Below are 25,103 nucleotides of genomic sequence, written 5' to 3' on the forward strand. Positions count from 1 at the left end.
ATGGATAATTTTTTTTCGGTTAGAATCGAAACGCTGGGCTGCCGCTTAAATCAGGTAGAATCGGAAGCCCTTGCCGTCCGCTTTGCCGAGTTCGGTTTTGATGTGTTTTCAAAAGAAACGGATCTTTCGGTTTTGCCCGTAAGGCTTTGTATAGTAAATACATGTACGGTTACGGGAAAGGCTGAGCAAAAAGCGAGGCGCCTTATCCGTCTTTTATTAAAGGAGCACGGCGAGGCTGTCATCCTTGTTACAGGCTGCTATGCAGAGCTTGAAGCCGATTCCATCGAAAAAATAAATGAAAGAATTATAGCCTTTTCGGGCAAAAAAAAAGATGAGCTGGACAGTTTACCTCAATTTTTAAAAGAGATCTGTCTTAAAAATAAAAATCTAAAAGAAGGGACCTTTGAGCTTAAAGAAAATCTTCTTATCTTTAGAAATAAAATATATTCAAAAGAAGTCAAATCGGATAAATCTTTTTTGATAAAGGAAACGGAAAGAAGAAAGGCAATGTTTAAGCTGAGCTCTCCCGTTTTCTTTTTTCATTCCAGAGCGAGCTTAAAGGTTCAAGACGGATGCAATAATGCTTGTGCCTATTGCAGAATAAGGCTTGCCCGCGGCACTTCCGTTTCCCTGCCTGCAGAGGAAGCCGTGCGGAGGATAATCAAAATAGAAAAAAACGGAGCTTCAGAGGTTGTTTTGTCGGGTGTAAATCTCTCCCAATATAGGGACGAAGCCTATGGGGGCTTTGCAAACCTCTTGGCCATGCTTTTAGAAAATACAAAAAAAATAAGACTCCGTATTTCGAGCATGTATCCCGAATGTATCGATGAAGATATCTTAAAAATTGTAGAGGATAAAAGGATTTGTCCTCATTTTCATCTTTCGGTTCAGTCGGGAAGCGATAAAATTTTAAAGGCTATGAATAGACCCTATAGGGAGATCGATATAAGAAGGGCCGTAGATAATTTACGCAAGGTAAAGGATAATCCTTTTATAGGCTGCGATATTATTACGGGTTTTCCATCCGAGACGGAAGAAGATTTTTTGCAAACCTTTAAGATGTGCGAGGATTTACAGATTCCCGGCATTCATGTTTTTCCTTTTTCGGCCCGCCCGGGAACAAGGGCTTTTTTGATGAAACCTAAGGTTCCTGAAAGGGAAGCCGGAAGAAGGGCTGGTCTTCTTTCGGCCTTGAGTGAAAAAAATTATCAAAGCTATTTGGCTTCCTGTAACGGGAAAGTTTTTTTTGGAGTTACCGAAAAACCTCAAAAAAATGAAGATTTGAGAATTGTAACCGAAAATTATTTAACTCTTCCTTTAAAAATGAACAATAAGACCGAAAACTATAAGGGCGGTGAGGGGCTTTTTGTTATCATAAAGGATGGAATTGCATATCTTGCGGATTAGTATTTTTTATGGTAAAATTATTTGAAGCCTAATGTATGGAGCTTGAGCGGAGGTAAAAATGAAGAAAATAATTGTGTTTTTGTTCTTGTGTAATGCGGCAGCTTTTTTTTGTTTTGCACAGATTTCCATGCCGGAGCCTGTAGTGCCCTCATATGTTTCTCCCCGCATAAGCGGATTGGGCGTTCCTTTTACGACATATCAGGCAGGGACGGATACCTTGTTTACAAACCCGGCTATATTTCCTTTTTTGACCAAACGCCGGTCGGCCGGAAAACTTGCTCTCCATGCAAATGAAGATAGTTTTGGAGGTTTGAGCTCCATCTTTGCCCCTGAAAAATTAAAATCTCTTGCAGAATATCTTTACTCAGGCGATAGCAAATATCTTGACCTTTCCTCCACAGGCCCTTTAGCTCTCAGCTTAGCCGATAGGAATTTTGCGGTAGGCCTTTTTAATAGAACTGTTCTGCATGCTGATGTACAAAATACCGTCATGAAAAAACTTTTAATAGGAGAAGAGCTTTTGGTCACGGGCGGTTACGGTATCTGTGTTTATGACGATGAGGTGAATAAGGTCTCCCTAGGTTTTCAGATGAAGGGCTTTTTTCAAACCTTTTCTTATGCTTTGAATAAGACTCAGGCAGACATGGCTTCAGTTGTAAATTCCGGATTAAAGGACTTAAATATTGTTTTAGCAAGCGGTATCGGTTTGGATGCCGGTTTTTTATATAAGTATGATAACTACTTTTTTTTAGGACTTACATGCAGGGATGCTTATACTCCCGTCTTTTTGACCCCCTATAATAATTTTTCCGATTATAAAAAAGCAGTCACAGCAGGTAAAACACAATATAAAACTCTTTTGCCTAATTTGAGTGCGGGAATAGGTTCAATACCTGTTTTTGACGATATGTGGACTACCGTTTCTTCATGGTCCTTTTATCTTGACTATCAAAATATCCTCGAGCCGATTTTTAACAAAAAAAGAAACCCCTTGCTGAACCTCGCCTTTGGAACCGAAATAGTTTTTCACAAGGTTTTGAGCTTCAGATTAGGTATGAATGAGCTTTACCCTCATTTTGGATGCGGCCTTGATTTTACCTATTTTCAACTGGATTTCTCTGCATTTTTAAAGGAGCTTGGTAATAAACCCTGGGAAAAACAAAAAATGGGTTTGGATTTTGCTCTATCATTTGAATATTGATTTTAACGTAATTTATTTTTTAGGAATCCTTATGTCTTTTGAATTAAAATCAGGGAGCCGTACTAAAATTCTTTCACGGCTTGCCCTTCTTTCAGCAACCCTCTTATGGGGAAGTACCTTTGTTGCAGTAAGCAGCACAAACGATTTTTTTAAACCCAACTTCTTATTGGCTTGCCGCTTTTTGCCTGCCTGTCTGATTCTTTGTGCCGTGTTTTTTAAACGCTTAAAACAGCTTGACAAGCGCTATTTAAGAGCCGGAATGTTTTTGGGGCTTATTATGTTTTTAGGTTATTCTTTGCAGGCTATTGCAATTACTACAGCAGGAGGTCTTCCCGGCCGAAGTTCTTTTTTGGTGGCTACCTATTGTGTTCTTGTTCCCTTTGTAAATGCCGTGGTTTTAAAAAAGAGGCCCGATAAGTTCAATGTTTTTGCAGCCTTTCTTTGCTTTGCAGGCATCCTTGCAATTTCAATGCCCGATTTGATTTCCGAAAGTCAAAAGGGCGTAAACTGGGGAGATGTTCTTTCACTTATAAGCAGCTTTATTTTTGCAGTCTACATAGTTCTCCTTCCTAAATTTATGGAAGAACTTGATGCACCCCTTATTACGATAGCTCAATTTGCCTTTGCAGGAAGTTATGCTCTTATTTTTTCTCTTTTGTTTGAAGATAATTCCGGCACAATTTGGAACTATCAATCCGTCTTCACTCTGGTTTATCTGACTGTTCTTTGTACGGCCCTCTGCGTTTTGCTTCAAGCCGTGGGACAAAAGAACACGCCTCCGACGACTGCTGCCCTTATTTTTTCTCTTGAATCGGTATTCAGCATCTTCCTTTCGATAATGCTCACCGGCGAAAAATTCACGCCGGCCTTAGCCCTGGGCTGTTCCTGCATCTTTATTGCAATTATAATCTCCGAAACAAAGCTTGCGTTTTTGAGGAGAAATCGACTTATTACTTGACATTATACTTACAAGGTTCGACATATTTTTCCATCATGGATTTATCGACAGCTCTCTTTTTGATCAGTTCGCTGTAAAAGTGCCCGCTTTTTTTGATGGTACGCTCTTGAGTTTCGTAATTGCAGTGGACAAGGCCGAAACGGGCCGATTCTCCTTCCTTCCATTCGAAGTTGTCGATAAAGCACCAATGGTAATAGGCCTCAAAGGGGAGGGGAGATTCGCTTATTAGTTTCAGGTGATCGTAAATATAACGGCTTCTAAACTCGTCGTTGTTGTCGCAGGTTCCGTTTTCGCTTATTACTATCGGAAGTGAGAGACAGTTATAACAGGTTTGAGCGCACTCGATTAGACCCAAGGGATAAATATCCCAGCCCAGATCGTTTTTAGGAGTGTTTTCAAAGGCCTTGTAAGAAAAGCCTCTTACAGCCTGCCTCGAATAATAGTTGATGGCTATAAAGTCAACATAGTTTTTCTTTTTTATATTTAAAAGATTTTTAAAGGGGAATGAAAACTCGCCCTTAAAACATGCTTCCATGATTCCGTCTTGGAAAATTTTGCTTATTCTTTTAGCCGCCCTTTGGTCGGCTTTTTTATTTTTATCCTTGGGATGGAAGGCCTGCATGTGGTGGGCAAAGCTTACCCTTGTGTCCGTAAGGCCTCTTTCTTTGCGTATTGCATGGATTAAATCATAGGCCTTGCAGTGTGCGGCTATTAAGACGTTCATTACCTTTAGTGTTTTGGCAATCGATTTTTTTTCGGGCGGCCAAAGGCCTAAAAAAAAGGACTGCACGGCATAGACATTGGGTTCGTTTATTGTAACATAATCTCTGCAAAGGCCGGCGAGTTCTCTTATGCAGATTTCTACATAGTTTAAGAACACTTCAACGTTTTCTTTTTTTGTAAAGCCTCCCGAATTTTCAAACCACATCGGATGGCTGAAGTGATATAAGCTTATAAGAGGCTTGATACCTGCTTTTTGTAAAAGACTTAATTCTTCCTTATAGTGTTCAAGGGCTTCCATATCGAATTTACCCTTTTCAGGTTCAATGCGGGCCCATTCAAGGGACATTCGGTAAGTTTGAACACCCATCTTTTTTAAAAGCTTGGTGTCTTCTTCAAACTTTTCGTAGTGCATATTTGCACGGGCAACATCTGAGCCGTCATTGGTCATCTTGCGGTCGCAAAAATCGTTCCAGTTGGAATTTACCCTTCCTCCCTCAATCTGTGTAGAAGCCGTAGCAACTCCAAGTAAAAACTTTTCTTTTAACTTAAACATATTTCCTCCATAAAAACTTTTTGTAAGGATTATAAATCTAGAACTTCTTTACGATAAAAGTCCACAATGGACCTTCCGTATATCCTTTCATCTCTCTTTATCAAAGAGCCTATTTTTTCAGGCATTGCCTTTTCGGATGGCCTATGCATCATCACAAGGCCTCCTTCTTTTAATATTTTTGATTCTTCTATTTTTTCGAGAAGTTCTATGTGAAATTTATAAGGGAAGGGCGGATCAAGGTAGATAATGTCAAAGGATTCCTTTGCACGTTTTATAAAGGTTTCTGCAGGCATCCTCTTACATTCCAGTTTTTTATCGGCCATTGAAACGTTTTTTAATAAGACCGGAAATTTATCTGCATCTTTTTCAACAAGGTAGACGGGGTAGGCCCCGCGCGAGTAGGCTTCCAGGCCGCAGATCCCTGAGCCCGTAAAAAGATCTAAAAAAGAAAGACCTGAAAGATCTCCAAGTATTGAAAAAATAGACTCCCTCATTCTGTCCATTGCAGGACGGATTATTCCCTTAGGGCATTCGACCTGCCTGTTTTTTAAACTGCCTCCGGTTATTCTCATAGGAATAATTATAACATAGACCTATCCTAAGTTCAATAACTCTGAAAGTTCATTTTGAGAAACTATGTTGTATGTTTCGTTTTCAACATTCGTGTCTGAAATATCTATATTTATTTTACCGAGAAAGTCCTGATGCTTTTTATAAATACCTTCAATACGGACTTTTTCCGTGCTAAAAATAGATTCGCTTTCCAGCTTTTCCGTGAGGATGAGTTTTAAAACACCCATATATTTTTTTATACAAAAGTAAAGACAGTTCATAGTATCTATATAATCGGGCAGGTGGGATTGAGGTTCTATCTGGGTAAAAAGTTTTTGCAGGGCTGCATCAAAAAATAAAATATCCCTCATCATCTTATCTGCAAAAATACTTTCGGAAAGGTCTAAGCTAAGGCCGTCCTTTATTACGTCCAACATTCTGGTTATTTGAAATAAATTATCCTGAAAAACAATCTTATGAAGCATCTTTTTTCCCCTCTTAAATATAGGTCATCTCTAAAAACCTTGTTGGATTTTTAGAGATGACCGTCGAGTTTTTTATAAGTCTTTAGTTATGAAGGACTTATAAAAAACATCGCAAATCAAATCTAAGGAAAACCTCTAAAAAACTGAAGTTTTTAGAGGTTCTCTATAAGATTAAAAAACTTCGGTTCTATTTTATTTTCGGAAGATAAAAAAATGGCTTTAATTTAATTCGTAATTATGAATATCTTCATGTTGAGTTTATAAATTTTCTACTTCTGTTTTTGAAAGCCCTGTCATATGCATAATAAAGTCAAGTTCGCACTTGGCTTGTTTCATAAGCTTTGCCGTTTCAATAGCTTTTTGGTGGGCGCCTTCATCAATACCTTGTTCAAACCCTTCTCGATAACCCTCACTTATACAAGAAGCCCTGTCATGTTCATATTTCATGCGGGATTCATACAGCCATTTATCTCTAGGACTCATTTCCATTAATTCTATCGTTGCATTCGCTTTTTTCATCATCGGTGATTCTTGTGATAACATGGTACGTACCTCCCTGTCATTTGTTTCGATAAATTTCAACCAGTTTAATAAGCGTTTCTTTTTATTATGACTATATTTACCTTCTTTTAAGAGTCTTGCTTTTTCAAGGTTTAGTATATGAATCTCAAGTTTTGAAACTAAAGGCTCTTTTGTGTCTTGTTCAAGAATAACATACTTATTGTGTAAACGCCTATTCTTATTAAAGCCCTGACCTATCAAGTTTATTGTAATACATTTTGGAAGCTTTGTATAGTCTTGCCCTTGTTTTATACCGGCATTGTACATCTTAGACCAATAATACAAGGTTCTTTCAGGAAAATCAAAATGCCATCTGCTTTGAATTTCAATATCTACAAAGGTTCCGTTCTTTAGTCTTAGTTTGATATCCAAGATACCTAGCTTTTCACTTAAAAGCTCCTTATGAAACTCCTTATCCAAAAGTTCCAATCCTGCAATATTTTCAGATGGAATGTCTAAGATACATTCCAGCAAGTCCTGTAGCACGTCCTTGTTTTCATCCACTCCGAAGACTCTTTTAAAAGCATAGTCATTGCGGAGTGTTATTGTAAAAAGTCTTTCCATTTTTACCTCTTGAAATAATTTTTACGAAGAGAAAAAAATCCCTCTTTCATAATTATTGTATGAAGAGTTTGCAATAAATAGTAAAATTTAAAAAAGGAACTTTGGAAAATACGAATGATGGAAATGTCGAATGGTGAAAAGCTGGAATCTCGAATGACAAATGTCGTCCTTCTCACTTTCCCCTTCCCCTTGCTTTTTTAGGCATTCTTTGATAGACTTAAGCTCATGGCAAAGACAGTAGACGATAAAAAGATTATTTACACGATGGACAGGGTTTCAAGAACCCATGGAACAAAACAGGTTTTAAAGGACATAAGCCTTTCTTATTTTTACGGTGCAAAAATAGGCGTTATAGGTTCTAACGGCTCAGGTAAGTCAAGCCTCTTGCGCATTATGGCAGGGATTGACGGGGATTATACGGGCGAGGTTTCTTCGGCCCCCGGCTATACAATAGGCTATCTTGAACAGGAGCCCCAGCTTCAAAGCGGTAAGACGGTGCGAGAGGTTGTTTCCGAGGGTGTTCAGGAATTGGTAGACCTCCTTGCGGAATTCGACAAGATAAACGAGGCCTTCGGAGACCCCGATGCCGATATGGATAAGCTCATGGAAAAACAGGCAAAGGTGCAGGAAAAGCTCGATGCGACCGATGCATGGAATTTGGACAGCCGCCTCGACCTTGCAATGGAAGCCCTGCGCTGCCCGCCCGCCGATCAGGTAATAGATGTTCTTTCCGGTGGAGAAAAAAGACGCGTTGCCCTTTGCAGGCTCCTTCTTCAAAAGCCCGATATTCTTTTATTGGACGAACCGACCAACCATCTGGATGCCGAAACGGTAGCCTGGCTTGAGCGCCATCTTCATCAATATGCAGGAACAATTATCTGTGTAACCCACGACCGCTACTTTTTGGATAATGTTGCAGGCTGGATCTTGGAGCTTGACCGCGGAGAGGGTATCCCGTGGAAGGGAAACTATTCGAGCTGGCTCGACCAAAAGCAAAAAAGGCTTGCCCTTGAAGAAAAGGGAGAAACCGAACGCCAAAAGGCTTTAAAACGGGAGCTGGAATGGATAGGCATGAGCCCCAAGGGAAGACATGCCAAGAGCAAGGCCCGTATCAACGAGTACGAAAAACTTTTAGCCCAAGGCTCAAAGGAAAAAATAAAGGATTCTCAAATTACCATTCCGCCGGGGCCGAGACTGGGTAATTTGGTTATAGACGTTAAAAATGCGGCAAAGCATTACGGCGACAGAATCCTCTTCGATAAGCTTAATTTTTCGGTTCCTGCGGGAGCCATAGTCGGCATCATAGGACCTAACGGTGCAGGTAAGACGACCCTCTTTAAGATGATAGTCGGGGCTGCCGGTTTTGAAACTCCTGAAGGCACTGATCAAAAAAAGCAGATTGTAAAACCCGATGAGGGTGAAATCAAGATAGGGGAGTCCGTAAAACTTTGCTATGTAGACCAGACAAGGGAAAAGCTTGATCCCAATAAAACCGTTTGGGAACAGCTTTCAGACGGGCTCGATATCATAAAGCTTGGATCCGCCGACGGTTCTTCAGGTGTACGCGAGGTAAACTCAAGGGCCTATTGCTCTTGGTTTAACTTTTCGGGGCAGGATCAGTCCCGCAAGGTAGGCGTACTTTCTGGCGGGGAGAGGAACAGGCTTAATTTGGCTATGATGCTAAAAGAGGGCGGAAACGTTTTAATGCTCGACGAGCCTACAAACGATTTGGACGTTACCACCCTTAGAGCCTTGGAAGAGGCCTTAGAAAGCTTTGCTGGCTCAGTCCTCGTCATAAGCCACGACCGCTGGTTCTTGGACAGGGTTTGCTCTCATATTCTCGCCTTCGAGGCTGACGGCGAAGTCGTATGGTTTGACGGTAACTGGACCGAATACGCCGAATGGAGACGCGAAAAATACGGTAAGGATGCCGATACCCCTCACAGGGGCGTTTACAGAAAACTTGAAAGGTAGATTATGAAAAGCCCTAAGATGATTATCTTCGATTATGGAAATACCCTTATTTATGAAAGAGAGCTTGATTTACACAGGGCTTATAAGGCCCTCTATGCTCAAATTCATAAAAATCCCAATAAAATAAGCTTTACCTCTTTTTACGAAAAAGGTATGGCTATTTTTGAAAAGGTAAGATCCAGGGCTTTGCAAAACGATTTGGAAATACACACCCATAGTTTTTATAACTGTCTTTTTCAAAGTCTTAATATAGAATTTAAACTTTCTTACACGGAACTGGAGCTTCTTTTTTGGGAAGCTCTGGCTCCCTGCATGGCAATGCCCAATATCGAAAGTTTTTTATCCTTTTTGGAAAGCAAAAATATAAGGACTGCCGTCATAAGCAATATTGCCTTTTCAGGAGAAGCTCTCACTGCCAGAATCAATAAATATCTCCCTTACAACAAATTCGAATTTATAATAGCTTCAAGCGAGTACGGCTTTAGAAAGCCCGATTCCCTCCTTTTTGAAGCAGCCTTAAAAAAGGCTAATCTTTCCGCAGATGAGGTTTGGTATTGCGGGGATAATCCTCGGGCCGATATTATAGGGCCGGCCGCTCTGGGCATAAAGCCTGTTTTGTTTACAAGCAGCTTGGCCTGTCCTTACGATAACGAAACCCATATTTCTCCCGATTTTGAATTTACCAGTGTCAGCGATTGGAATGAGCTTATACATTTAATGGAAGGGTTATTTTAAGCTCTACAAATTGGTACCGCACCCTATTGACAAATTCACAATATAGTTCAAAATAGAAAGATGAATAAAAGAATAACTTGGATAAATACTATTATCTTTTTAACTCTTCTGTTAGCGGCTATTTTTTTTATGCCGCAAAAGGCTCCGGCTACATCTAATAACAATTCTGGTTCCGGAGAGGTTGATACTAATTTACGATATCTTGAATCCGTTTACAAGCTGCTCCAAGAAAATTATGTGGATGAGATAGACCCTGCCGTTTTATACAAAGGAGCTATGGAGGGAATGCTTAATTCCCTTGAAGATCCCTATACTTCATATATTTTTAAGGATACAACTGTAGGCCATGATTTGGAGGATACTACAACCGGTGTTTTTTGCGGTATAGGTGTTCACATTACAAAGTCGAATATATCCACCCCTGAAAGACCTGCCTATGTAGAAATAGCAAGCCCGATTGAAGGCACCCCCGGATGGAGAGCAGGTTTACAGCCCGGAGATTATATTATCGAAATAGACGGTGTTAAAACCGAAGATATTACCCAAGAAGATGTTTTGAATATGCTTAGGGGAAAAGAAGGTACTCAGGTTACGATAAAAATTCTTCGAGGTAAAAACCTAAAATTTGACCTTACCATAACGAGGGCCTTAATCGAAGTGCCTACAATAAAATATACAAAAATCGGAAAGGATATTGCTTACATCCGCTTAATAGAATTTAACCCGAATTCTGCAAAAAGAATAACCGAGGCAATAGAAAAACTTCAAGAAGAAGGCTGCACAAAGCTCATCTTGGATTTAAAAAATAATCCGGGAGGTTTGATTTCGAGTTCTATAGATGTTGCAAGTATTTTTTTGGATTCCGGAGTTGTAGTTTCTACAAAGGGAAGAGCCAGAGGAACCAGCGAAACTCATAAGGTCCGCAGGTTTACAAAAAAAATACCTAAGGAAATGCCCATAGTTGTTCTTATAAATGAGGGTTCTGCAAGTGCTTCCGAAATTGTTTCAGGAGCTTTAAAGGATCATAAACGGGCCTATCTTGTAGGTACCCGCTCCTACGGCAAGGGACTGGTACAAAGTGTAGTTCAGCTTAGCGAAAAAGAACTCGTGAAGTTAACAATAGCCCGCTACTATTCTCCAAGCGGGGCAAACATAGATAAGCTCGGAATCCTTCCAGACTTAGAGGTTGTAAGGCTTAATTTTACACCGGATGAAGAAAAAAACGTGCTTGAGCTTTTAAAGACTTCTAAGATTGCAGATTTTACCAGGAGCAAGGCCTCTCTTTCAAAAGCCGAAATGATAGACTTTGCTAAAAAACTTGGCAGAGAATACAATGTAAGACATGAGCTTATTTTGCGCCTTATAAAGGTTGAATATTACCGCTCCCATGAAAGCCCTGTTATAGATGAAGATGATGAACAGCTTAAAGCCGCTGTAAATCTATTAAACACACAGGATGTAAATGATCTTTGTAAGACCACAAAGACTCTTTTTGAGATGCAGGAAGAAGAAAAAGCAAAAGCTGAAAATAAAGATAAAGCTATAACTGAAGATAAAAACTAATGAAGCAGCTGATTGTTTCCGCAGAGCCGGATAAGGATCTTATCCGGCTGGATAAAAAAGATTATAACTACCTTGTTTCCGTGCGGAGAATTAAAGAAGGGCAGGTTTTAAAAATTTCTTTAAACGGAATCAGACCTGCCTTTGCCGAAATTTTAAAGATTAATATCGAAAAAAAATATATAGAGCTTAAACTTTTAAAGGAAGAAGATGCCTTAGCGTCCGCCCCTTTTACATCCTGTGTAGAAATTATTTTAATGCAGTGGCTTATAAAGGGGAATCACATGGATATCGCTGTAAGGCAGGCTTCGGAAGCGGGCTGTGCTCTCATTGTTCCTGTGCTGGGAGAATTCTCTCTTATAAAAAAGGAAAATATAAATCAAACCGAAAGACGGGAGCGGCTTATCAGGGAGGCAAGGCAGCAGTCAGGCTCCCTTGTGAATACCAAGATTCTTCCTGCGCAAGAGCTCAAAACCGCCTTGGATGAGGTTTTGGACTACACGGCAAACAAGGAAACAGCCTTTATAATGCTGAGCGAAAAAAAGACTGACTCCTTGAGTTTTTTTGACTGCCTATCAGAAAATACCGAGGTAATAGTTCTTGCTGTAGGCTGTGAGGGCGGCATAAGTCCTAAAGAGGCTGAGTTTTTAAAAGAACATAAATTTAAAGAAGTGCATTTTAATACAAATGTGCTCCGTGCCGAAACGGCTGCAATTTATTCGATTGCGGCGGCTCAGGTTGTAATGGAGGAAAAAGGTGGCTGTAAAAAGAATTAATTTTTTAAATGTTCCTCTTGATGTTTTGCATGAAGAAGATATAGAAGAAACCGTGATGAGTCTTTTAAATAAAGAAGGGCCTCAGCAGGTTATATTTATGACGATTTGGGATGTACTTAAAGCCCGCCGTAACGGAGAGTTTAGAAACATGGTTGAACAAGCCGCTCTTTGCTTGCCTGTTTCAAAGAGCTTGATAAGAGGCGCCCGTTTTTTAAAAAAAGATGTGCCTGTAAGACGGCAGCAGTTTTCTGTAGTTATAGATTTTCTAAACGTTATAGATTCTCACTATAAGAGCCTCTATCTTTTCGGAGGACGGCAGGAAAGCCTTGTCATTGCCGAAAAAAATGTAAGAAGCACATTTCCCGGTCTGCGCTTGGTGGGCCGCTTTGCAGGCTTCTATCATAAGTCGATGGAACCCCATATTATTTCGGCTATTTCAAAGGCTGCCCCCTCTGTAGTAATTATAGGCAAGGGTGTTCCCGGAGGAAGAAAGTGGATTTACCGCAATAAGGAGCATTTTAATTCGGGACTTTTTATAAGATATGCAAACCTGATAGATATTTTTTCCAAATTTAAAAAACGCCCTTCCGAAAAACTTTTTGATTCAGGATGGGATTTTATAATTCCCGTTATCAAAAATCCTTTTAGAATTTTTACTTTTTTCGGCTATCTTTGGTACAATATTTTATTGTTGTTTTATAGGTTGTTTAGAAAAGATGAATAGGTAAATTTATGGAAAACTTTTTGATGAGTGTATCGATGTTCTTTTATAAGATGCAGGATAAGGTTAGTATGACTGTGTCCCTTTTTGTGATTGCAGGATGTCTAATCGGCATTTTTCTTGTCCTATTTATTGCAAGTACAAAGGTTAGAAAAATAAACTCTGTGTTTGCAATAATATTATCAACCGTCATATCCTGTATTTTAATGATTCCTTTAATGACGGCTTTTAATTCTTTTGTAAGCAAAAAAATAGTCAATGAGGTAACTAACAGTCAGCTTGCAGAAATAGAAGCCCGCAAGGCTAAAATAAAACTTCTTGCTGCAAATCAAGAGTTAAAAGAAAAGGAAAAAGAAATCCTTGACAATAAAATAAATATGCAAAAGCAATCCATCGAAATAAGCGGCTTAGAAGACAGCTTGAGGGTTTTACAAAATACTCAACTGAACATGCAGAGTTTTAAGGAAATATTGGAGCTGGGATTACTGGAAGCAAATTTAAAACAAACCAATTTATATCGAAACCGGTTAAGCGGTATTACAACCGGAATGGGCTTAAAAGCCGATCAATATTATGATGAGGGCCTTGTAGTATTAACCCACGATATCGACGCAAAATTCGGTGTGGATTTAAAAAAAATTAAAATTACCGTATCAAAAGATTTTCCGAATATTCTTTGGATAAAAGACATTCAGCCTAAATTTTTGGGTGCAAGTAAAAACAAGCACATAAAAGAAGTTGCCGAAATAAGGCGGGTCGATATAAAAAATAATATTAAAACCTATAGCATCCTAAACGGACAAGCCGAGGTGAAAAGGGCAAATCAATATGCGGATCTATGTGAACAAGAGTATCAAACCCGTTTAAGTCAAGGCCTTGAAACGAATTTTATGAATGCCGCCGTTTCAAAGCTGGCCGAAAATTTTATAAAACTTATTTTAAGCCCTCTAAAAAAAGAAATCAGATTTGATTCCGGCTTGGATGGACTTACTATGTCGTTGGAAGATTATATTGAAGGTGAATTAAAAGAAATAAGAGCAAAACGCTTGGGACTTGAAGACAGTAATAAAAACCTTGATGCAGAAACTGAAATAAAAGAAAAAGAACTTGAAAAGTTAAAATCGAAGATTGGAGACTGATGCTCAGCAATAGGTACACAACTTTTAATTGTTTTTGACAAATTGTATTAAGACTTGACATATGCTCTGTAAGGCGGTAGAATACAATCAAGGGTAGGGTATGACAGAATCTTCAGGCCGATTTGAATGGGATAACGAGAAAAACAGTATAAATATAAAAAAACATGGAATTGATTTTGCAGAAATTTTATCTGTTTTTGATGATCCATATTTTTATGAAATATATGATATAAATCATTCGGCCGAAGAAGATCGCTTTGTAGGAATCGGTATAGTTAACGGTCTTCTTGTCGTTGTTGTATCTTATACAGAACGCAGCAAGATAAGACTTATTTCAGCTCGTAGAGCTACAAGATTAGAAAAAGAGGTGTATTATGAAAAAAGAAAAAATATTGACAGCTGAACGCATTGCAGAAATAACGTCACATGAAATCGATTTATCGGATATACCTGAAATAACAAAAGAACAATGGGAAAAAGGGCATTTTAAAAATAAACCTACTTTATCTGTATCAATAGATGGTGATAATGTTTCATGGTTAGAAAAAATAGATAGTTCTGTAAATGAATATACGGTAAACAAAATTTTGCGGTGGGCAAGACAAAACGGTTATCCTGTTGCAGTACAAGGATAAAATTCCGGTATACTTTACAATTTTCCCTCTTTTCCTTAAAATAAGGTAAACCTTCTACAAAATAAAACTTTTTGGAAGGTTTACCTTAATATAATTTTAGGAAGACCTTATGAGCAATCTTATTCACGGCTTTGAAATTATAAGCAAAAATCCCTTACCCGAATTTAATGCTTTAGGCGTTTATGCAAGGCATAAAAAGACGGGCTTAGAACTTTATCATGTTTTAAACGATGAGGATGAAAATCTTTTTTCATATAATTTTATGACGAGCTCTCCCAATTCGACGGGAGTTGCCCACATTATCGAACACACGGTTTTATGCGGTTCTAAAAACTATCCTCTTAAAGACCCCTTTATGGTTTTGGCAAAGCAGAGTGTAAATACCTTTTTAAATGCCATGACCTATCCCGATAAGACTGTCTATCCTGCAAGCTCCGTGGTTGAAGCCGATTATTTTAACCTTATGTCGGTTTACGGGGATGCCGTCTTTTTTCCCAATCTTGACGAATGGGCCTTTAAGCAGGAAGGGCACCGCTTCGAGCTCGACGAAAACGGAAAGATGAGCGTGCAGGGAGTTGTCTTAAACGAGATGAGGGCAAATTATTCCGACTTTGACGGAGTGATGTATGACTGGGCTGCTTCTTCCATTTGTCAGGGCAGCATCTATGCCGAAGATTCGGGCGGTTCTCCCTTGGAGATTCCCGATTTGACATATGAAGAATACAAGGCCTTTCACAAAAAATACTATCATCCCGTAAACTGCCGAATTTTTTTGATGGGAAATATTCCGACCGAAAAGCAGATGAAATTTTTGGAAGAAAAATTCCTTTGCAAATTTGAAGCCGCCGAAAAGCCTCCCTTTGTTCCGCCGATTGAAGCCTATACTGAACCCCGCTTCTTTTCGGTGCCGGCTCCGTCCAGTGAAGAAGGGGCTCTCAAGGATGCAGTCATGCTTAACTGGCTTCTTCCCGAAACTTCCGATACCGAAAAACTTATGCAGGCCTATCTTATAGGAGAAGTTTTAATCGGGCACAGCGGGGCCTGCTTAAATAAGGTTCTCCTTGAGTCCGGAATGGGGGAAGACCTTTACCCGTATAACGGAATCGGAAAGAGTCTTAGGAACATAACCCTCACAATCGGAATGAAGGGGATTGAAAAGGGAAAGCATGAAGATTTTAAAAAGCTTATCTTTGAAGCCCTTGAAGAGCTTGTCAAGAAAGGTATCGATCCTAAAGAAATTGAAACGGCTGTCCACGCAATAGATTTTAGCAACAGGGAAATAAGAAGAAACTACGGCCCCTTCGGTATCAACCTTATGGAGCGGGCTATGGCCGGCTGGGCCTACGGTGTAAGTCCCGAAAAAACTCTCCAATACACGCCTGTATTCGAGAAGGTAAAAAAAGATCTTGCCTCCGATAAGCGGTATATCGAAAAGCTGATTGAAAAGTATTTGATAAAGAATAAGCATCATGCCCTTGTAAGAGTTTACCCTGATGCCGATTTTTGTAAACGCTTGGACGAAAGTCTCGAAAAAAGAGCCGAAAATTTTAATGCAGGTTTGACGGATGAGGATCGAAGGGCAATGCTTAAAGAGCAGGAGAAGATGAATGAGTTTAAGCAAAAAAACGACTCTCCCGAAATGCTTGCCCTTATTCCTCACTTGTCAAAAAAAGATCTGCCTCCTCTTCCGCCTCCAAGCCCTGAAGAACTTACCCTTATCGGAAAGGTTCCACTTGTTATGCACGAACAGCCTACAAATGGAATAGGTTATTTTCAGTTAGCCTTTCCTGTGGATACATTAAGTCAAGAAGATTATAAATACCTGCCCCTTCTTTCAAGCTGTATCACGGGGATGGGAACTGACAGCCTTTCATGGAGCGAGGTTTCTTCTACGCTTGCAAATTTAATGGGAGGCTTTTCGGCAAGTGCCGCCGTTTTTACCGCAAACAAAAATCTTTCTTTGCGTAAAAATACGGATACGTTAAGGCTCTCCGATATAGCCGGAAGGGATTGGCTTTTTCTTTCGGGGAAGATTCTCGGCGAATTGATTCCCGAGGCTGTCTCCTTTGTTTTGCGCTTTTTAAACGAAATTTCTTTTGACGACACAAAACGCTTAAACGATTTGGTCACCCAGCGCAAAAATGATTTTGAAAGCCTCCTTGCCCTTGACGGAAACAGCCTCGCCCTTCTTAGGGCTAATGCTCCTCTATCCGAAAAAAATGCACGGAGGGAGATGCTTTCAGGATTAACCCAGCTTAACTTTTTAAGAAATCTATATGCAAAAGTAAAGGGAGATAATTCCGAAAATGCTGTATCCAAAAAGGGGAATTCCGAACTGAATAAACTGTCAAAAAAACTGTCTTCAATATATAAATCGATTATGAGCTCGGGTTTGATTATCGAGCTTACGGGCACAAAAGAAAATCTTGCCTCTTTAAAAACCGCCCTTGAAAAAAACTTAAAAGATTTTAAGGCTCCGGATGAGGCGGATAAGATTGTCTTTGAAAATCCTTTTAAATTTAAGCGGACCGAAAAAACGAGGCTTGAGCTTATTCCGGCTTCCCTCCAAGTAGGCTTTGCTGTTTCGGTTTTTAAATCGGCTCAGTTCGGCTCAAAGGAGCAAGCTTCAGAGTCTATCTTGTGTAAGTGGCTTTCAAGCGGCCCGATGTGGGAAAAGATAAGAAGCATAGGAGGGGCCTACGGAGCTTTTACCGTTCCTATGTCCTTGGAAGAGCTTTTAGCCTTTGTCTCCTATAGGGATCCTAACCCGATAAACTCCCTTTTGGAATTCTTAAACTCTATCGACCAAACATTGAGCGAAGACTTTTCGGAAGAGACAATCGAAAAGCTCATTACGGGAAGATACAGCAGGGAGATAGTTCCGCTTACGCCTGCGGCAAAAGGAGCTGCAGCCTTTAGAGATCTTCTTTCAGGGATTTCTTATTCCGAAAAAAAAGAAATGGTTGAAAAGATGCTTGAGACTACGGCTGATGACTTGAGGTCTTGTGCAAAAAAACTATCGGCTCAAAGGGATTCGCTTTCTTCGGTAGTTTTGGCTTCGGATACGGCTCTTTCTCAAAAAGAGGCTGTCAAAGAATTTTATCCTTCTCCCATTCTTTCAGAGAAGGTTTAAGAAGTATGGAATGGCTTTAAGGAATTTTATAGAATAGATGGGTATTTTAAAAGCAGCTTCAAATAAAAAAATTCTCAAACCCTGCGTGATAGGGATTGATCCTGGATTGGCAAATACGGGTTATGGAATTATAAGCTTTTCGAATAACCGCTTTGAGTGTATAGAATACGGCGCGATATGTACAGACTCTCATCTGCTCCAAGGGGAGAGGCTCTTAAAAATCTTCGATAAGGTTTCCGATCTCATTGCAAAATACAGGCCGAAGGAGGCCGGTATTGAAACCCTATATTTTGCCAAAAATGCGACGAGCGCTATGTCCGTTTCGGAGGCCCGCGGCGTGGTTCTTTTGGCTTTGGCCCAAGGGGGAGTGAGGGTAGGGGAGTACGCTCCGAATTCCATAAAGAAGGCTGTAACGGGAATTGCTCAAGCCGAAAAAAAGCAGGTGCAGGAAGCCGTAAAATTGATTTTAGGTTTAAAGGAAATTCCTAAGCCCGACCATGCAGCCGATGCCTTGGCCGCAGCCATTACAAAAATAAATTTGGGAGATGTAGGGGAGGTACAAGCCTATGTTTAACAGCATTTCGGGACTTTTAAGCGGTAAGACTACCGATTCGGTCTATGTTGAAAATTCGGGCATTGAATGGGAAATCTTTGTTTCGGCCCTGGCCCTCGATGCTTTCGGCCCTGTGGGAAGGGAAGTAAAGGTTTATACATGGCTTTATCACAGGGAAGATCAGATGAGGCTTTTCGGTTTTCCCAACCAGGCCGAGCGCTCTCTATTTTTAGATCTTACAAAGGTTGAGGGGGTAGGACCGCGTCAAGCCTTAAAAATAATGTCGGGCTTAAATGCTTCTTCTCTTGAAAAAGCCTTGGAAGAAGGAGACCTTGACACCCTTCAAAAGACCCCCGGCGTAGGTAAAAAGACGGCTCAAAAAATGATTCTTGCCTTAAAAGGAAAACTCACCAATTTAAACGAGACTTCCTCAAAGGGGCCGATTTTAATTTCTTCCGAATACGAAGACATTGTAAGGGCCTTAACCGATATGGGCTTTGAAAGAAAATCCGTCATTGCCCAAGTCGAAAAAATCGCCGAAGAAATGAAGACCGCAGGTTCCGATCCCCTTAAAAACGAAGAAGAGCTTTTTAGGCGTTCAATCGTTGCTTTAAGCTGAAAGAGAAAATAGTTTTGGCGGATCCATTATGATTATAGTTTTTCAATTTCTGCTTCGGAAAGCCCCGTAACCTGCATAATTTTTTGTATCGAATCCCCTAACTGTTTTAAAATTTTAGCTGTTTCTCTCTTTGCATTGTCTTTAATATCCATTTCAAAAGTAGATAATAATCTGTATTCTTGTCTTGCCTGTTCGTTTTGTTTTACTGTTTGTATCATTTTTTCTATCTCCCTTGTAAATTCACTATTTACCTTACCTGTTTTAAGATATTCTAAAAATTCCTTTAATTCTTTGTCCTCAGTTTTTTCAAAAGCCTCTGCATTTATTATAACCTTTTGTGTGCCGTCATGTAAAGGTGTATTTTTGTCTTCTATACAAAGATTTTCAAAGGTATAAACAGGCCTGTTTTTGCCTATAACATCAAATAAACAGATAAAAATTATAAAGCTGTCGTTTAAAGCATTATAGGAATTACCCTTATCCAAAAAAGAAATATCAAGAGCCGCTTGGTAAAATCTCATTCTTTTAGGGATATTCCTTTCGTTGCTTATCTGCATTTCCACATCATAAAATTTACCGTTTTCTGTCTGCACCAAAACATCAAACCTTATGGATTTTGCCTGTTCATAGGTGTTAATACTATGCTGTACAGAGGTATATGCAATTTTGCCTATCGTATCAAATAATATCATTTCAATAAGTTTTTTACATAGCTTCGGATTTTGCATAGTTTTACAAAACATAAAATCGTCCGTAAATGTTAAATCTTCAAATCTTTTCACTTTTTTCTCCAATTTTTGTTTAATCCTTAAACCTTATACTTACCGAGCCTATTCCGCCTTTAACGGTGATTGTATTTTCGGCGCCTGTTTCCTTTTGTCTGTCGGCTAAAAAGGTTTTTGATTTTTTACCGTTTATTCTTACCTCTCCTAAACCTGCGCTTACATCAAAATCATAATCCTTTTCGGCTCCATCTATTTTAATATCTACTGAACCTATTCCTCCCTTGATTGAGGTCTTACCCAGGGCCGTACCTGAAAAGCTAAATGAGCCGACACCGGATTTTATATCCATATTGTTTACTTTTGAATCCTTAAGGTTTACTGCTCCGACTCCGGCTCTGATATTGACATCTTTTAAAACCTTTACATCATAAATATTTACTTTCCCGACTCCTGCTGCAAGGTTAAATTTTTCTACATTTATATCACGGATATAGAATCCTCCGACTCCGCTTTTTATTTCAAAATTATTAAATACAATATTCCGAGGCAGACTGATATATATTTTAGGAGAATTGTTTTTAAAATTAAGACCAAGATTCTTAAAAAACTTTGAAGGAGTGTTGTCTTCAAAACTGATTGTGTCTCCTTTTTTTTCTACATCGAAATACTTGGGGTTAATGCGCTCAATTTTATATGAGGCTTCATCCGCACGATCGCTTATTTCTATTTTTACCTCTCCGACTTCTGCCTTAAGAAAAAAATTCTTAATTCCTTCCAAACTGATTGTTTCAGCCTTTTTGTACTCATCTCCAAAATACTCGTCCATATCATCCCTCCAAGATTTTATATCGTCTTCCATATCTTCTAGGTCGTTTTCCATATCTTCGATACGCTCGGCCGCCGACATAATTTTATTATATGCTTTGTCAATAAAATTCCGTCCATGAATTCTACGCTTAGATCTATAAAAAAATCTTCCGCCTAAACTATAACCTATGCCGACAAGCATAAGTCCCAAAAGAATAATTAAAATTGTCTTTCCTATTTTTTTCATATAAATCCCCTTAACGATGTTTTGTTTAAACTGTTTATCGATTATCTTAATAATTTAATAATAGCAAGTATTATTAAAGCCGGAATACCCAGAACGATTGCACCTGCAAATAAAACCGGTATCAGCCAAAATACCAGTTTAAATGCAAGAACTAAAATTCCCCCTACAATCCCGAAGACTGCAGCAATAATTCCGAAAACAAAAACAATAATTAAAAAAGCAATTAACATTTTTCCCTCCATAAAGTATGTTTTGTGCGAAGCACAAAACTCGAAGATAAATAGTGAGGCAGAATTTCTGCCGAGCTATTTATCGCCCCTCCATAAATTAAATTTTTTTTACCAGCTGCGATATTTTTCTTATAATCGCAGTAACAAAAAGGTATAAAAGTCTGGTAAAACCTATGGCTATTAAAATAGCTCCTATTAAAAGAATGCCTGTACCGAAGTCTACAAAAAGCATACCGAAAGCGAATACTGCCAATATACCGCCGCCGAAAACAAGGGCAATAGAGGCAACGCAAAGCCCTACGCATAATAGGACTATTACTATTGTTAGCCCGACGGCCAGAGGTATGGCGATGGGAGCTGCAAAGATTCCGAGGATTGTAAACCAAAGGGCTCTAAAGCCGCCTCGTGCAGATTTTTTTGCTCCTTCGGCTTCTTTTACGGCATAGTCCGAAAGAATTTTTGAAGCAATGTGGGCCGGGCTTCTAAGCTCGTTGATTACGCTTTGCTCATTTTCGATTCCGGCCTCATCAAAATATTCTTCATAGAATTTGACGGCTTCTTTCCTGTCCTTGTAGGGCAGGTGTCTGAGCCTGTCTTCAAGTTCTTCTATAAATTCCCGTCTTGTCATTTTACTCTCCTTCCTTGGTTGTTAGTTTAATTGCTCCGAAACTTGTGTTGATTTTTATATTTGTGTTTGCGGATTTACTTCCAAGATTTATTCTGTCGCCTCTTCTTTCTACATTTTCTCCGTTTAGTTTTATGCTGCCTTGGTTGGAAGAAATACTTATATCGTAATTTTCTATTTCTTTCGGTAAATTAAGATCTACCGGCCCTATGCCGGAATTTATTTTGGCATAGCCGTGTAAATTTCCTTGGAAAATTATGCTTCCTGCTCCCGTGTTCAAAATTGTTTCTGCATTAAAATTACACTTTTGGAATTTATTTGTTCCGGCTCCGGTATTGAAGTTTCCTTTATCTGCTTTTAACTCGTTCGCCGTTATATTTCCGGCTCCCGAATTTGCTTTTATGGTTGAGCTTTCGGTTTTTGTAAAATCGATTGTTCCGGCTCCTGTCGAAGCAGAGATATTGTCAGACTTTATGTTTTCGAATTTAATGGAACCTGCCGAAGAAGAAAGCTTCATGCTTTCAATATCCAAATCGCTCATCTTTATAGCTCCGGCAGAAGTATTAAAATCTATTTTTTTGTGGAGTCCACTCTTGACCGAAAAATTCCCGCAAGTTGTATAACCTTCAATAATTTCGATATTTACATCTTCTATTTTTAAAGAACCCATCTGAGAATTAAATTCGAGTTTTACAAGGTTTGTATCTTTGGGAATGTTTATAGAGATTTCTCTTTTGGCTGCATTCAAAGAGGTGTTGATATTAAAGTTTTCCAAAAAGGAGGCAAAACCTTTTTTGCTGAAAAAGAAAACCGGTTTTTCCTTTATTATAAGTTTTCCGTTTTCAATTTTAGCCGAAAAATCCTCATCAGCAATATTTTGAGTAGTGTACTCAAGCTTTTCACCTTGTGAAGTATTTATTAAAACTTTTGCAGCCGTTATGTTTAAGACAATTTCCGAAATGTTTTCATCCCGAGAAAATTGTTTTGAAATTTCGGTATTTTCACCCTTGTATGAAGCCTTATGAAAATCTATTATTTCTTCAGCCAGTTTTTTTGGAGAGCCGAGATCTTCAATTGCGGCTTCTTCGTTTTCGGCATCTTCAAAATATTCTTCATAAAATTCTATTGTATTTTTTCTGTCCTCAGGTTTTAAAACCGAAAGATAAGAGTTAAGTTCCGTTAAAAATTGATCCTTTGTCATCCTTTTACCTCCTAAAGGGCTGTGCCCTTAAAAATTTTGTCTATTAAATCCTTGTAGGATTTCCATTCTTCAATGTAAAGCTCATGCTGCCTTAAGCCCGCAGGCGTTATTTTGTAGTATTTGCGGTTTCTTCCGTCAATCGGCCGGTCATAGGTTTCCAGATACCCGCTTGTTTGAAGCCTTTTTAAGACCGGGTATAAGGTAGATTCCGATATGGGAAGAAGGCTTTTAACGTCCTGTGTCAACTTGTAGCCGTAAGAATCCGAATCTTTTAAAAGGGCTAAAACGCAGGCTTCAAGCAAGCCGGTGTTTATCGAAAAAATCATTCAATTAACCTCCTTAGTATATTTGATATTATATAATATCTTTTATCATATTATTTATATTTATATATTATATAAAATATAATATTATGTCAAGTATACCTATAAATTTTTATAAAAAAATTTGACAAGTTTATGATTTTATGTTATCATTCTTAGCTTGGGAGATTATAAAATGAAAAAAATTATTTTTACGGCAATTTTTTTTATGTTTGTTGCAACTTTTTGTTTTTCTCAAGACCCTGTTATCGGTTTATGGAAAAGCGTGGATGAAAAAACGAATAAGGTTACGGGAGTCTGGAAAATCTATGAAAAAGACGGGAAACTTTTTGGTGAGATGCTTGTTACTATAGGACATCATCCGCAGGAAGCTGCAAGTTCTTGTAAAGAATCCTATAAGGATTTCCCGAAAAAGGGTAGAGTAAATAAGATGGCTCTTGTAGGCACTCCCTTTATTTACAATCTTGTAAAAAAAGAAGAAGGCTCTTGGCATAAGGGTTATATCATCGATCCGGGTGATGGAAAGTATTACTATTGCAAAATCAAATTTCACAAGGCTGACGGAAAAAAATATAAGACCGACACCCTTGAAATGCGCGGAGAAATCGGTTTAGGCATAGGCCGCAGCCAGTATTGGCTTAGAACCGATAAAGAAGAAACTGATGATCTTATTAAAAATAATGTCATAGATGATGAAAATAAGGATAAGGAGATGGCTGCCGAGTAAAATTTAGGCCGCATCCTAACGCAGTTCCGTATCGTTAATTATGCTTTTTGCAAGGGCTGTAAGGCCTTTAGCGGTAGAAAGCGGATAAGGTTCTATCGAGTTCCATTCAGGGTTTAAGCAGACGCCCGGTACAAATTGGGTCAGCCTCCATCTTGCATTTTTAGGCAGGAGGGAGGCTATCTTTTTTATTTCGTCTTCAGATACCAGGGCCGGGGCCAAGACTGTTCTGTATTCTGTTTCAATTTTTTCGCTGTGTGATTTTAAAATATCAATAGTTGCTAAGAGTAAGTCCTTTGCTTTTCCGGCAGTTTCTCTCGTTTTTGAGGCTAAAAGCTCTCCGTATCTTTCGGGCGAGGTTTTTACATCTAGGGCTATCATGTCGGGTTTAAGATTTTGGGAGCTCAAAATCTCTTCCAGCCGTTCCGGAAAAAGACCGTTTGTATCTATTTTAACTTCAAGATTTAAGGCTTTAGCTTTTTCAATTAGCTCAACCAAGGCCGGGGACATAAGAGGTTCTCCTCCTGATATTACAAGGCCTGAGATAAGTTTTTTTCTTTTTTCCAAAAAGCCGTAAATTTCCGAGAGTTCATAATAATAGTTTTGACTTTCAGGAGTTCCGCTAAAGGAAGAAGGAGAGGCTAGGGCTAACTCGGCATTATGGCAGTAAGGGCAGCGCATATTACAGCCGGGCAAAAAAACCGCCGCAGCGACGCGGCGGGGAAAATTAACTAAGCTGGTTTTTTGTAAACCTGCAAGCATTAGGCTATTTGTTCTTTTTTTTCTGAAAAATTGTTAGAAACTGAAAAGTCTAAGGAACCGCTGATGGGCGGGCAATCGCAGTTACAATCGGACAGAGTTTTTTCAATCCTTTCGTTTTCGGACGAGAACATAATTCTGTGATTATATTCTTCTCGTTTTCCCTTGTTCCAGTTTCGGACTGATCGGTAATAGCCTACGATTCTGGCATAAACTTCAGTTCCTGTACCGTGAACGTTTTCAAGTTCCTTTTTTACATTTTCAATTTCTGCATTGATTTCTTCAATGTTCCGCATTTTTGTTTCCTCCCGGTTTTCGGAATAAACCCTTATTTAGCGTTCTATCCCTTATATCGGCTATTCTAACACTATATGTAGTGTTTGTCAAGCAAAAACTTAAAAAAATTAGAGAATTTTTACAATTTTTTGTCTTGATGTGAGTAAAGATGTAAAATTCCGTCGAATAAATATTTATACTGTATTGACAAAAATTAAAATTTATGTATACTATCTAGCTAGATAACTCATTATATCCTTTGCGGATAAGTCAATTACCGAAAATAAACCGCAAAGGGCTCAAAGAACGCAAAGGTTAATTTAATAGGTAAATGATA

27 protein-coding genes are annotated in these 25,103 nt (G+C 38.9%); 15 read left to right on the forward strand and 12 right to left on the reverse strand.

Translation table 11 applies throughout. The annotated features are described in order from the left end of the window. The 3 genes from mtaB to E4O07_RS04190 are packed head-to-tail and all read left to right on the forward strand — an operon-like array spanning position 1 to position 3,566. Positions 1-1,407 carry a tRNA (N(6)-L-threonylcarbamoyladenosine(37)-C(2))-methylthiotransferase MtaB gene (gene mtaB, locus E4O07_RS04180; RefSeq protein WP_253687558.1) on the forward strand — a complete coding sequence of 469 codons (1,407 nt, stop codon included), beginning with the start codon at positions 1-3 and terminating at the stop codon, positions 1,405-1,407. A 58-nt stretch (positions 1,408-1,465) separates the two neighbouring features. Continuing rightward, positions 1,466-2,608: a hypothetical protein gene (locus E4O07_RS04185; RefSeq protein WP_253687559.1), complete on the forward strand. Its 1,143-nt coding sequence runs from the start codon at positions 1,466-1,468 to the stop codon at positions 2,606-2,608. Positions 2,609-2,639: 31 nt separating this feature from the next. Continuing rightward, positions 2,640-3,566, forward strand: a complete 927-nt coding sequence (locus E4O07_RS04190) for a DMT family transporter (protein ID WP_253687560.1) — start codon at positions 2,640-2,642, stop codon at positions 3,564-3,566. Here the strand turns inward: E4O07_RS04190 and E4O07_RS04195 are convergent. The 4 genes from E4O07_RS04195 to E4O07_RS04210 all read right to left on the reverse strand — a co-directional run bounded on the left by E4O07_RS04195 (position 3,559) and on the right by E4O07_RS04210 (position 7,004). Continuing rightward, positions 3,559-4,842 carry a glycoside hydrolase family 1 protein gene (locus E4O07_RS04195; RefSeq protein WP_253687561.1) on the reverse strand — a complete coding sequence of 428 codons (1,284 nt, stop codon included), beginning with the start codon at positions 4,840-4,842 and terminating at the stop codon, positions 3,559-3,561. The genes E4O07_RS04190 and E4O07_RS04195 overlap by 8 nt on opposite strands. Positions 4,843-4,871: 29 nt before the next feature. Continuing rightward, a complete protein-coding gene (gene rsmD, locus E4O07_RS04200; RefSeq protein ID WP_253687562.1) occupies positions 4,872-5,414 on the reverse strand; it encodes a 16S rRNA (guanine(966)-N(2))-methyltransferase RsmD in 543 nt (180 codons plus the stop codon). Between the two features lie 21 nt (positions 5,415-5,435). Beyond that, on the reverse strand, positions 5,436-5,879 hold the full coding sequence (locus E4O07_RS04205) for a hypothetical protein (protein WP_253687563.1): 444 nt from the start codon (positions 5,877-5,879) through the stop codon (positions 5,436-5,438). Positions 5,880-6,137: 258 nt separating this feature from the next. Further along, entirely contained in the window at positions 6,138-7,004 is an 867-nt protein-coding gene (locus tag E4O07_RS04210) for an Rpn family recombination-promoting nuclease/putative transposase (RefSeq protein WP_253687564.1), read from the reverse strand. A gap of 225 nt (positions 7,005-7,229) precedes the next feature. Here E4O07_RS04210 and ettA point away from each other — a divergent pair, with 225 nt between their 5' ends. The 11 genes from ettA (at position 7,230) to ruvA (ending at position 18,849) form a co-directional block, all read left to right on the forward strand. Next, entirely contained in the window at positions 7,230-8,978 is a 1,749-nt protein-coding gene (gene ettA, locus E4O07_RS04215; RefSeq protein ID WP_253687565.1) for an energy-dependent translational throttle protein EttA, read from the forward strand. 3 nt (positions 8,979-8,981) lie between these two features. After that, positions 8,982-9,713 (forward strand): HAD family hydrolase, encoded by a 732-nt coding sequence (locus E4O07_RS04220; protein WP_253687566.1) that lies wholly within the window; start codon positions 8,982-8,984, stop codon positions 9,711-9,713. 60 nt (positions 9,714-9,773) lie between these two features. Then, positions 9,774-11,276 (forward strand): S41 family peptidase, encoded by a 1,503-nt coding sequence (locus E4O07_RS04225; RefSeq protein ID WP_253687567.1) that lies wholly within the window; start codon positions 9,774-9,776, stop codon positions 11,274-11,276. Beyond that, the gene (locus E4O07_RS04230; RefSeq protein ID WP_253687568.1) at positions 11,276-12,049 is read left to right on the forward strand and encodes an RsmE family RNA methyltransferase; all 774 of its coding nucleotides are present in this window, start codon (positions 11,276-11,278) and stop codon (positions 12,047-12,049) included. The genes E4O07_RS04225 and E4O07_RS04230 overlap by 1 nt, the downstream gene beginning before the upstream one ends. Beyond that, positions 12,030-12,773, forward strand: a complete 744-nt coding sequence (locus E4O07_RS04235) for a WecB/TagA/CpsF family glycosyltransferase (RefSeq protein ID WP_253687569.1) — start codon at positions 12,030-12,032, stop codon at positions 12,771-12,773. Before E4O07_RS04230 ends, E4O07_RS04235 begins: the two co-directional genes overlap by 20 nt. Before the next feature lie 8 nt (positions 12,774-12,781). Next, positions 12,782-13,909 (forward strand): hypothetical protein, encoded by a 1,128-nt coding sequence (locus E4O07_RS04240; protein WP_253687570.1) that lies wholly within the window; start codon positions 12,782-12,784, stop codon positions 13,907-13,909. A gap of 100 nt (positions 13,910-14,009) precedes the next feature. Then, complete coding sequence (locus E4O07_RS04245; protein ID WP_253687571.1) at positions 14,010-14,312, forward strand: BrnT family toxin; 303 nt, start codon at positions 14,010-14,012, stop codon at positions 14,310-14,312. Then, positions 14,284-14,544 (forward strand): hypothetical protein, encoded by a 261-nt coding sequence (locus E4O07_RS04250; protein ID WP_253687572.1) that lies wholly within the window; start codon positions 14,284-14,286, stop codon positions 14,542-14,544. The genes E4O07_RS04245 and E4O07_RS04250 overlap by 29 nt, the downstream gene beginning before the upstream one ends. A gap of 109 nt (positions 14,545-14,653) precedes the next feature. After that, positions 14,654-17,677, forward strand: coding sequence for an insulinase family protein (locus tag E4O07_RS04255; RefSeq protein WP_253687573.1), 3,024 nt, complete (start codon positions 14,654-14,656; stop codon positions 17,675-17,677). A 37-nt stretch (positions 17,678-17,714) separates the two neighbouring features. Continuing rightward, positions 17,715-18,251, forward strand: a complete 537-nt coding sequence (gene ruvC, locus E4O07_RS04260) for a crossover junction endodeoxyribonuclease RuvC (RefSeq protein ID WP_253687574.1) — start codon at positions 17,715-17,717, stop codon at positions 18,249-18,251. Then, complete coding sequence (gene ruvA, locus E4O07_RS04265; RefSeq protein ID WP_253687575.1) at positions 18,244-18,849, forward strand: Holliday junction branch migration protein RuvA; 606 nt, start codon at positions 18,244-18,246, stop codon at positions 18,847-18,849. Before ruvC ends, ruvA begins: the two co-directional genes overlap by 8 nt. A 32-nt stretch (positions 18,850-18,881) precedes the next feature. Here ruvA and E4O07_RS04270 read toward each other — a convergent pair whose 3' ends face one another. The 6 genes from E4O07_RS04270 to E4O07_RS04295 form a co-directional block, all read right to left on the reverse strand. Continuing rightward, entirely contained in the window at positions 18,882-19,592 is a 711-nt protein-coding gene (locus tag E4O07_RS04270) for an Rpn family recombination-promoting nuclease/putative transposase (protein WP_253688118.1), read from the reverse strand. 58 nt (positions 19,593-19,650) lie between these two features. Then, the gene (locus E4O07_RS04275) at positions 19,651-20,628 is read right to left on the reverse strand and encodes a DUF4097 family beta strand repeat-containing protein (protein ID WP_253687576.1); all 978 of its coding nucleotides are present in this window, start codon (positions 20,626-20,628) and stop codon (positions 19,651-19,653) included. A 41-nt stretch (positions 20,629-20,669) separates the two neighbouring features. Continuing rightward, a complete protein-coding gene (locus E4O07_RS04280; protein ID WP_002669623.1) occupies positions 20,670-20,858 on the reverse strand; it encodes a hypothetical protein in 189 nt (62 codons plus the stop codon). Positions 20,859-20,955: 97 nt separating this feature from the next. Further along, positions 20,956-21,486, reverse strand: a complete 531-nt coding sequence (locus E4O07_RS04285; RefSeq protein WP_253687577.1) for a DUF1700 domain-containing protein — start codon at positions 21,484-21,486, stop codon at positions 20,956-20,958. Between the two features lies 1 nt (position 21,487). Next, a complete protein-coding gene (locus tag E4O07_RS04290) occupies positions 21,488-22,684 on the reverse strand; it encodes a DUF4097 family beta strand repeat-containing protein (RefSeq protein ID WP_253687578.1) in 1,197 nt (398 codons plus the stop codon). Positions 22,685-22,695: 11 nt separating this feature from the next. Continuing rightward, complete coding sequence (locus E4O07_RS04295) at positions 22,696-23,010, reverse strand: PadR family transcriptional regulator (RefSeq protein WP_253687579.1); 315 nt, start codon at positions 23,008-23,010, stop codon at positions 22,696-22,698. A gap of 172 nt (positions 23,011-23,182) precedes the next feature. Between E4O07_RS04295 and E4O07_RS04300 the strand changes: the two genes are divergently transcribed. Then, positions 23,183-23,734 carry a DUF2147 domain-containing protein gene (locus E4O07_RS04300; RefSeq protein ID WP_253687580.1) on the forward strand — a complete coding sequence of 184 codons (552 nt, stop codon included), beginning with the start codon at positions 23,183-23,185 and terminating at the stop codon, positions 23,732-23,734. 15 nt (positions 23,735-23,749) lie between these two features. Here the strand turns inward: E4O07_RS04300 and E4O07_RS04305 are convergent, their stop codons facing one another. Both E4O07_RS04305 and nrdD read right to left on the reverse strand, forming a co-directional pair. After that, the gene (locus E4O07_RS04305) at positions 23,750-24,493 is read right to left on the reverse strand and encodes an anaerobic ribonucleoside-triphosphate reductase activating protein (RefSeq protein ID WP_253687581.1); all 744 of its coding nucleotides are present in this window, start codon (positions 24,491-24,493) and stop codon (positions 23,750-23,752) included. Further along, complete coding sequence (gene nrdD / locus E4O07_RS04310; protein WP_253687582.1) at positions 24,493-24,786, reverse strand: anaerobic ribonucleoside-triphosphate reductase; 294 nt, start codon at positions 24,784-24,786, stop codon at positions 24,493-24,495. The genes E4O07_RS04305 and nrdD overlap by 1 nt, the downstream gene beginning before the upstream one ends. Positions 24,787-25,103: the final 317 nt, after the last annotated feature.

Source organism: Treponema sp. OMZ 798 (genome assembly GCF_024181385.1).
Lineage (GTDB): Bacteria > Spirochaetota > Spirochaetia > Treponematales > Treponemataceae > Treponema_B.

Bases quoted from the DNA above. Each gene is read 5' to 3' on its own strand.
- mtaB (WP_253687558.1), top strand. From the start codon at position 1: ATGGATAATTTTTTTTCGGTTAGAATCGAAACGCTGGGCTGCCGCTTA.
- E4O07_RS04185 (WP_253687559.1), top strand. From the start codon at position 1,466: ATGAAGAAAATAATTGTGTTTTTGTTCTTGTGTAATGCGGCAGCTTTT.
- E4O07_RS04190 (WP_253687560.1), top strand. From the start codon at position 2,640: ATGTCTTTTGAATTAAAATCAGGGAGCCGTACTAAAATTCTTTCACGG.
- E4O07_RS04195 (WP_253687561.1), bottom strand. From the start codon at position 4,842: ATGTTTAAGTTAAAAGAAAAGTTTTTACTTGGAGTTGCTACGGCTTCT.
- rsmD (WP_253687562.1), bottom strand. From the start codon at position 5,414: ATGAGAATAACCGGAGGCAGTTTAAAAAACAGGCAGGTCGAATGCCCT.
- E4O07_RS04205 (WP_253687563.1), bottom strand. From the start codon at position 5,879: ATGCTTCATAAGATTGTTTTTCAGGATAATTTATTTCAAATAACCAGA.
- E4O07_RS04210 (WP_253687564.1), bottom strand. From the start codon at position 7,004: ATGGAAAGACTTTTTACAATAACACTCCGCAATGACTATGCTTTTAAA.
- ettA (WP_253687565.1), top strand. From the start codon at position 7,230: ATGGCAAAGACAGTAGACGATAAAAAGATTATTTACACGATGGACAGG.
- E4O07_RS04220 (WP_253687566.1), top strand. From the start codon at position 8,982: ATGAAAAGCCCTAAGATGATTATCTTCGATTATGGAAATACCCTTATT.
- E4O07_RS04225 (WP_253687567.1), top strand. From the start codon at position 9,774: ATGAATAAAAGAATAACTTGGATAAATACTATTATCTTTTTAACTCTT.
- E4O07_RS04230 (WP_253687568.1), top strand. From the start codon at position 11,276: ATGAAGCAGCTGATTGTTTCCGCAGAGCCGGATAAGGATCTTATCCGG.
- E4O07_RS04240 (WP_253687570.1), top strand. From the start codon at position 12,782: ATGGAAAACTTTTTGATGAGTGTATCGATGTTCTTTTATAAGATGCAG.
- E4O07_RS04245 (WP_253687571.1), top strand. From the start codon at position 14,010: ATGACAGAATCTTCAGGCCGATTTGAATGGGATAACGAGAAAAACAGT.
- E4O07_RS04250 (WP_253687572.1), top strand. From the start codon at position 14,284: ATGAAAAAAGAAAAAATATTGACAGCTGAACGCATTGCAGAAATAACG.
- E4O07_RS04255 (WP_253687573.1), top strand. From the start codon at position 14,654: ATGAGCAATCTTATTCACGGCTTTGAAATTATAAGCAAAAATCCCTTA.
- ruvC (WP_253687574.1), top strand. From the start codon at position 17,715: ATGGGTATTTTAAAAGCAGCTTCAAATAAAAAAATTCTCAAACCCTGC.
- ruvA (WP_253687575.1), top strand. From the start codon at position 18,244: ATGTTTAACAGCATTTCGGGACTTTTAAGCGGTAAGACTACCGATTCG.
- E4O07_RS04270 (WP_253688118.1), bottom strand. From the start codon at position 19,592: ATGTTTTGTAAAACTATGCAAAATCCGAAGCTATGTAAAAAACTTATT.
- E4O07_RS04275 (WP_253687576.1), bottom strand. From the start codon at position 20,628: ATGAAAAAAATAGGAAAGACAATTTTAATTATTCTTTTGGGACTTATG.
- E4O07_RS04280 (WP_002669623.1), bottom strand. From the start codon at position 20,858: ATGTTAATTGCTTTTTTAATTATTGTTTTTGTTTTCGGAATTATTGCT.
- E4O07_RS04285 (WP_253687577.1), bottom strand. From the start codon at position 21,486: ATGACAAGACGGGAATTTATAGAAGAACTTGAAGACAGGCTCAGACAC.
- E4O07_RS04290 (WP_253687578.1), bottom strand. From the start codon at position 22,684: ATGACAAAGGATCAATTTTTAACGGAACTTAACTCTTATCTTTCGGTT.
- E4O07_RS04295 (WP_253687579.1), bottom strand. From the start codon at position 23,010: ATGATTTTTTCGATAAACACCGGCTTGCTTGAAGCCTGCGTTTTAGCC.
- E4O07_RS04300 (WP_253687580.1), top strand. From the start codon at position 23,183: ATGAAAAAAATTATTTTTACGGCAATTTTTTTTATGTTTGTTGCAACT.
- E4O07_RS04305 (WP_253687581.1), bottom strand. From the start codon at position 24,493: ATGCTTGCAGGTTTACAAAAAACCAGCTTAGTTAATTTTCCCCGCCGC.
- nrdD (WP_253687582.1), bottom strand. From the start codon at position 24,786: ATGCGGAACATTGAAGAAATCAATGCAGAAATTGAAAATGTAAAAAAG.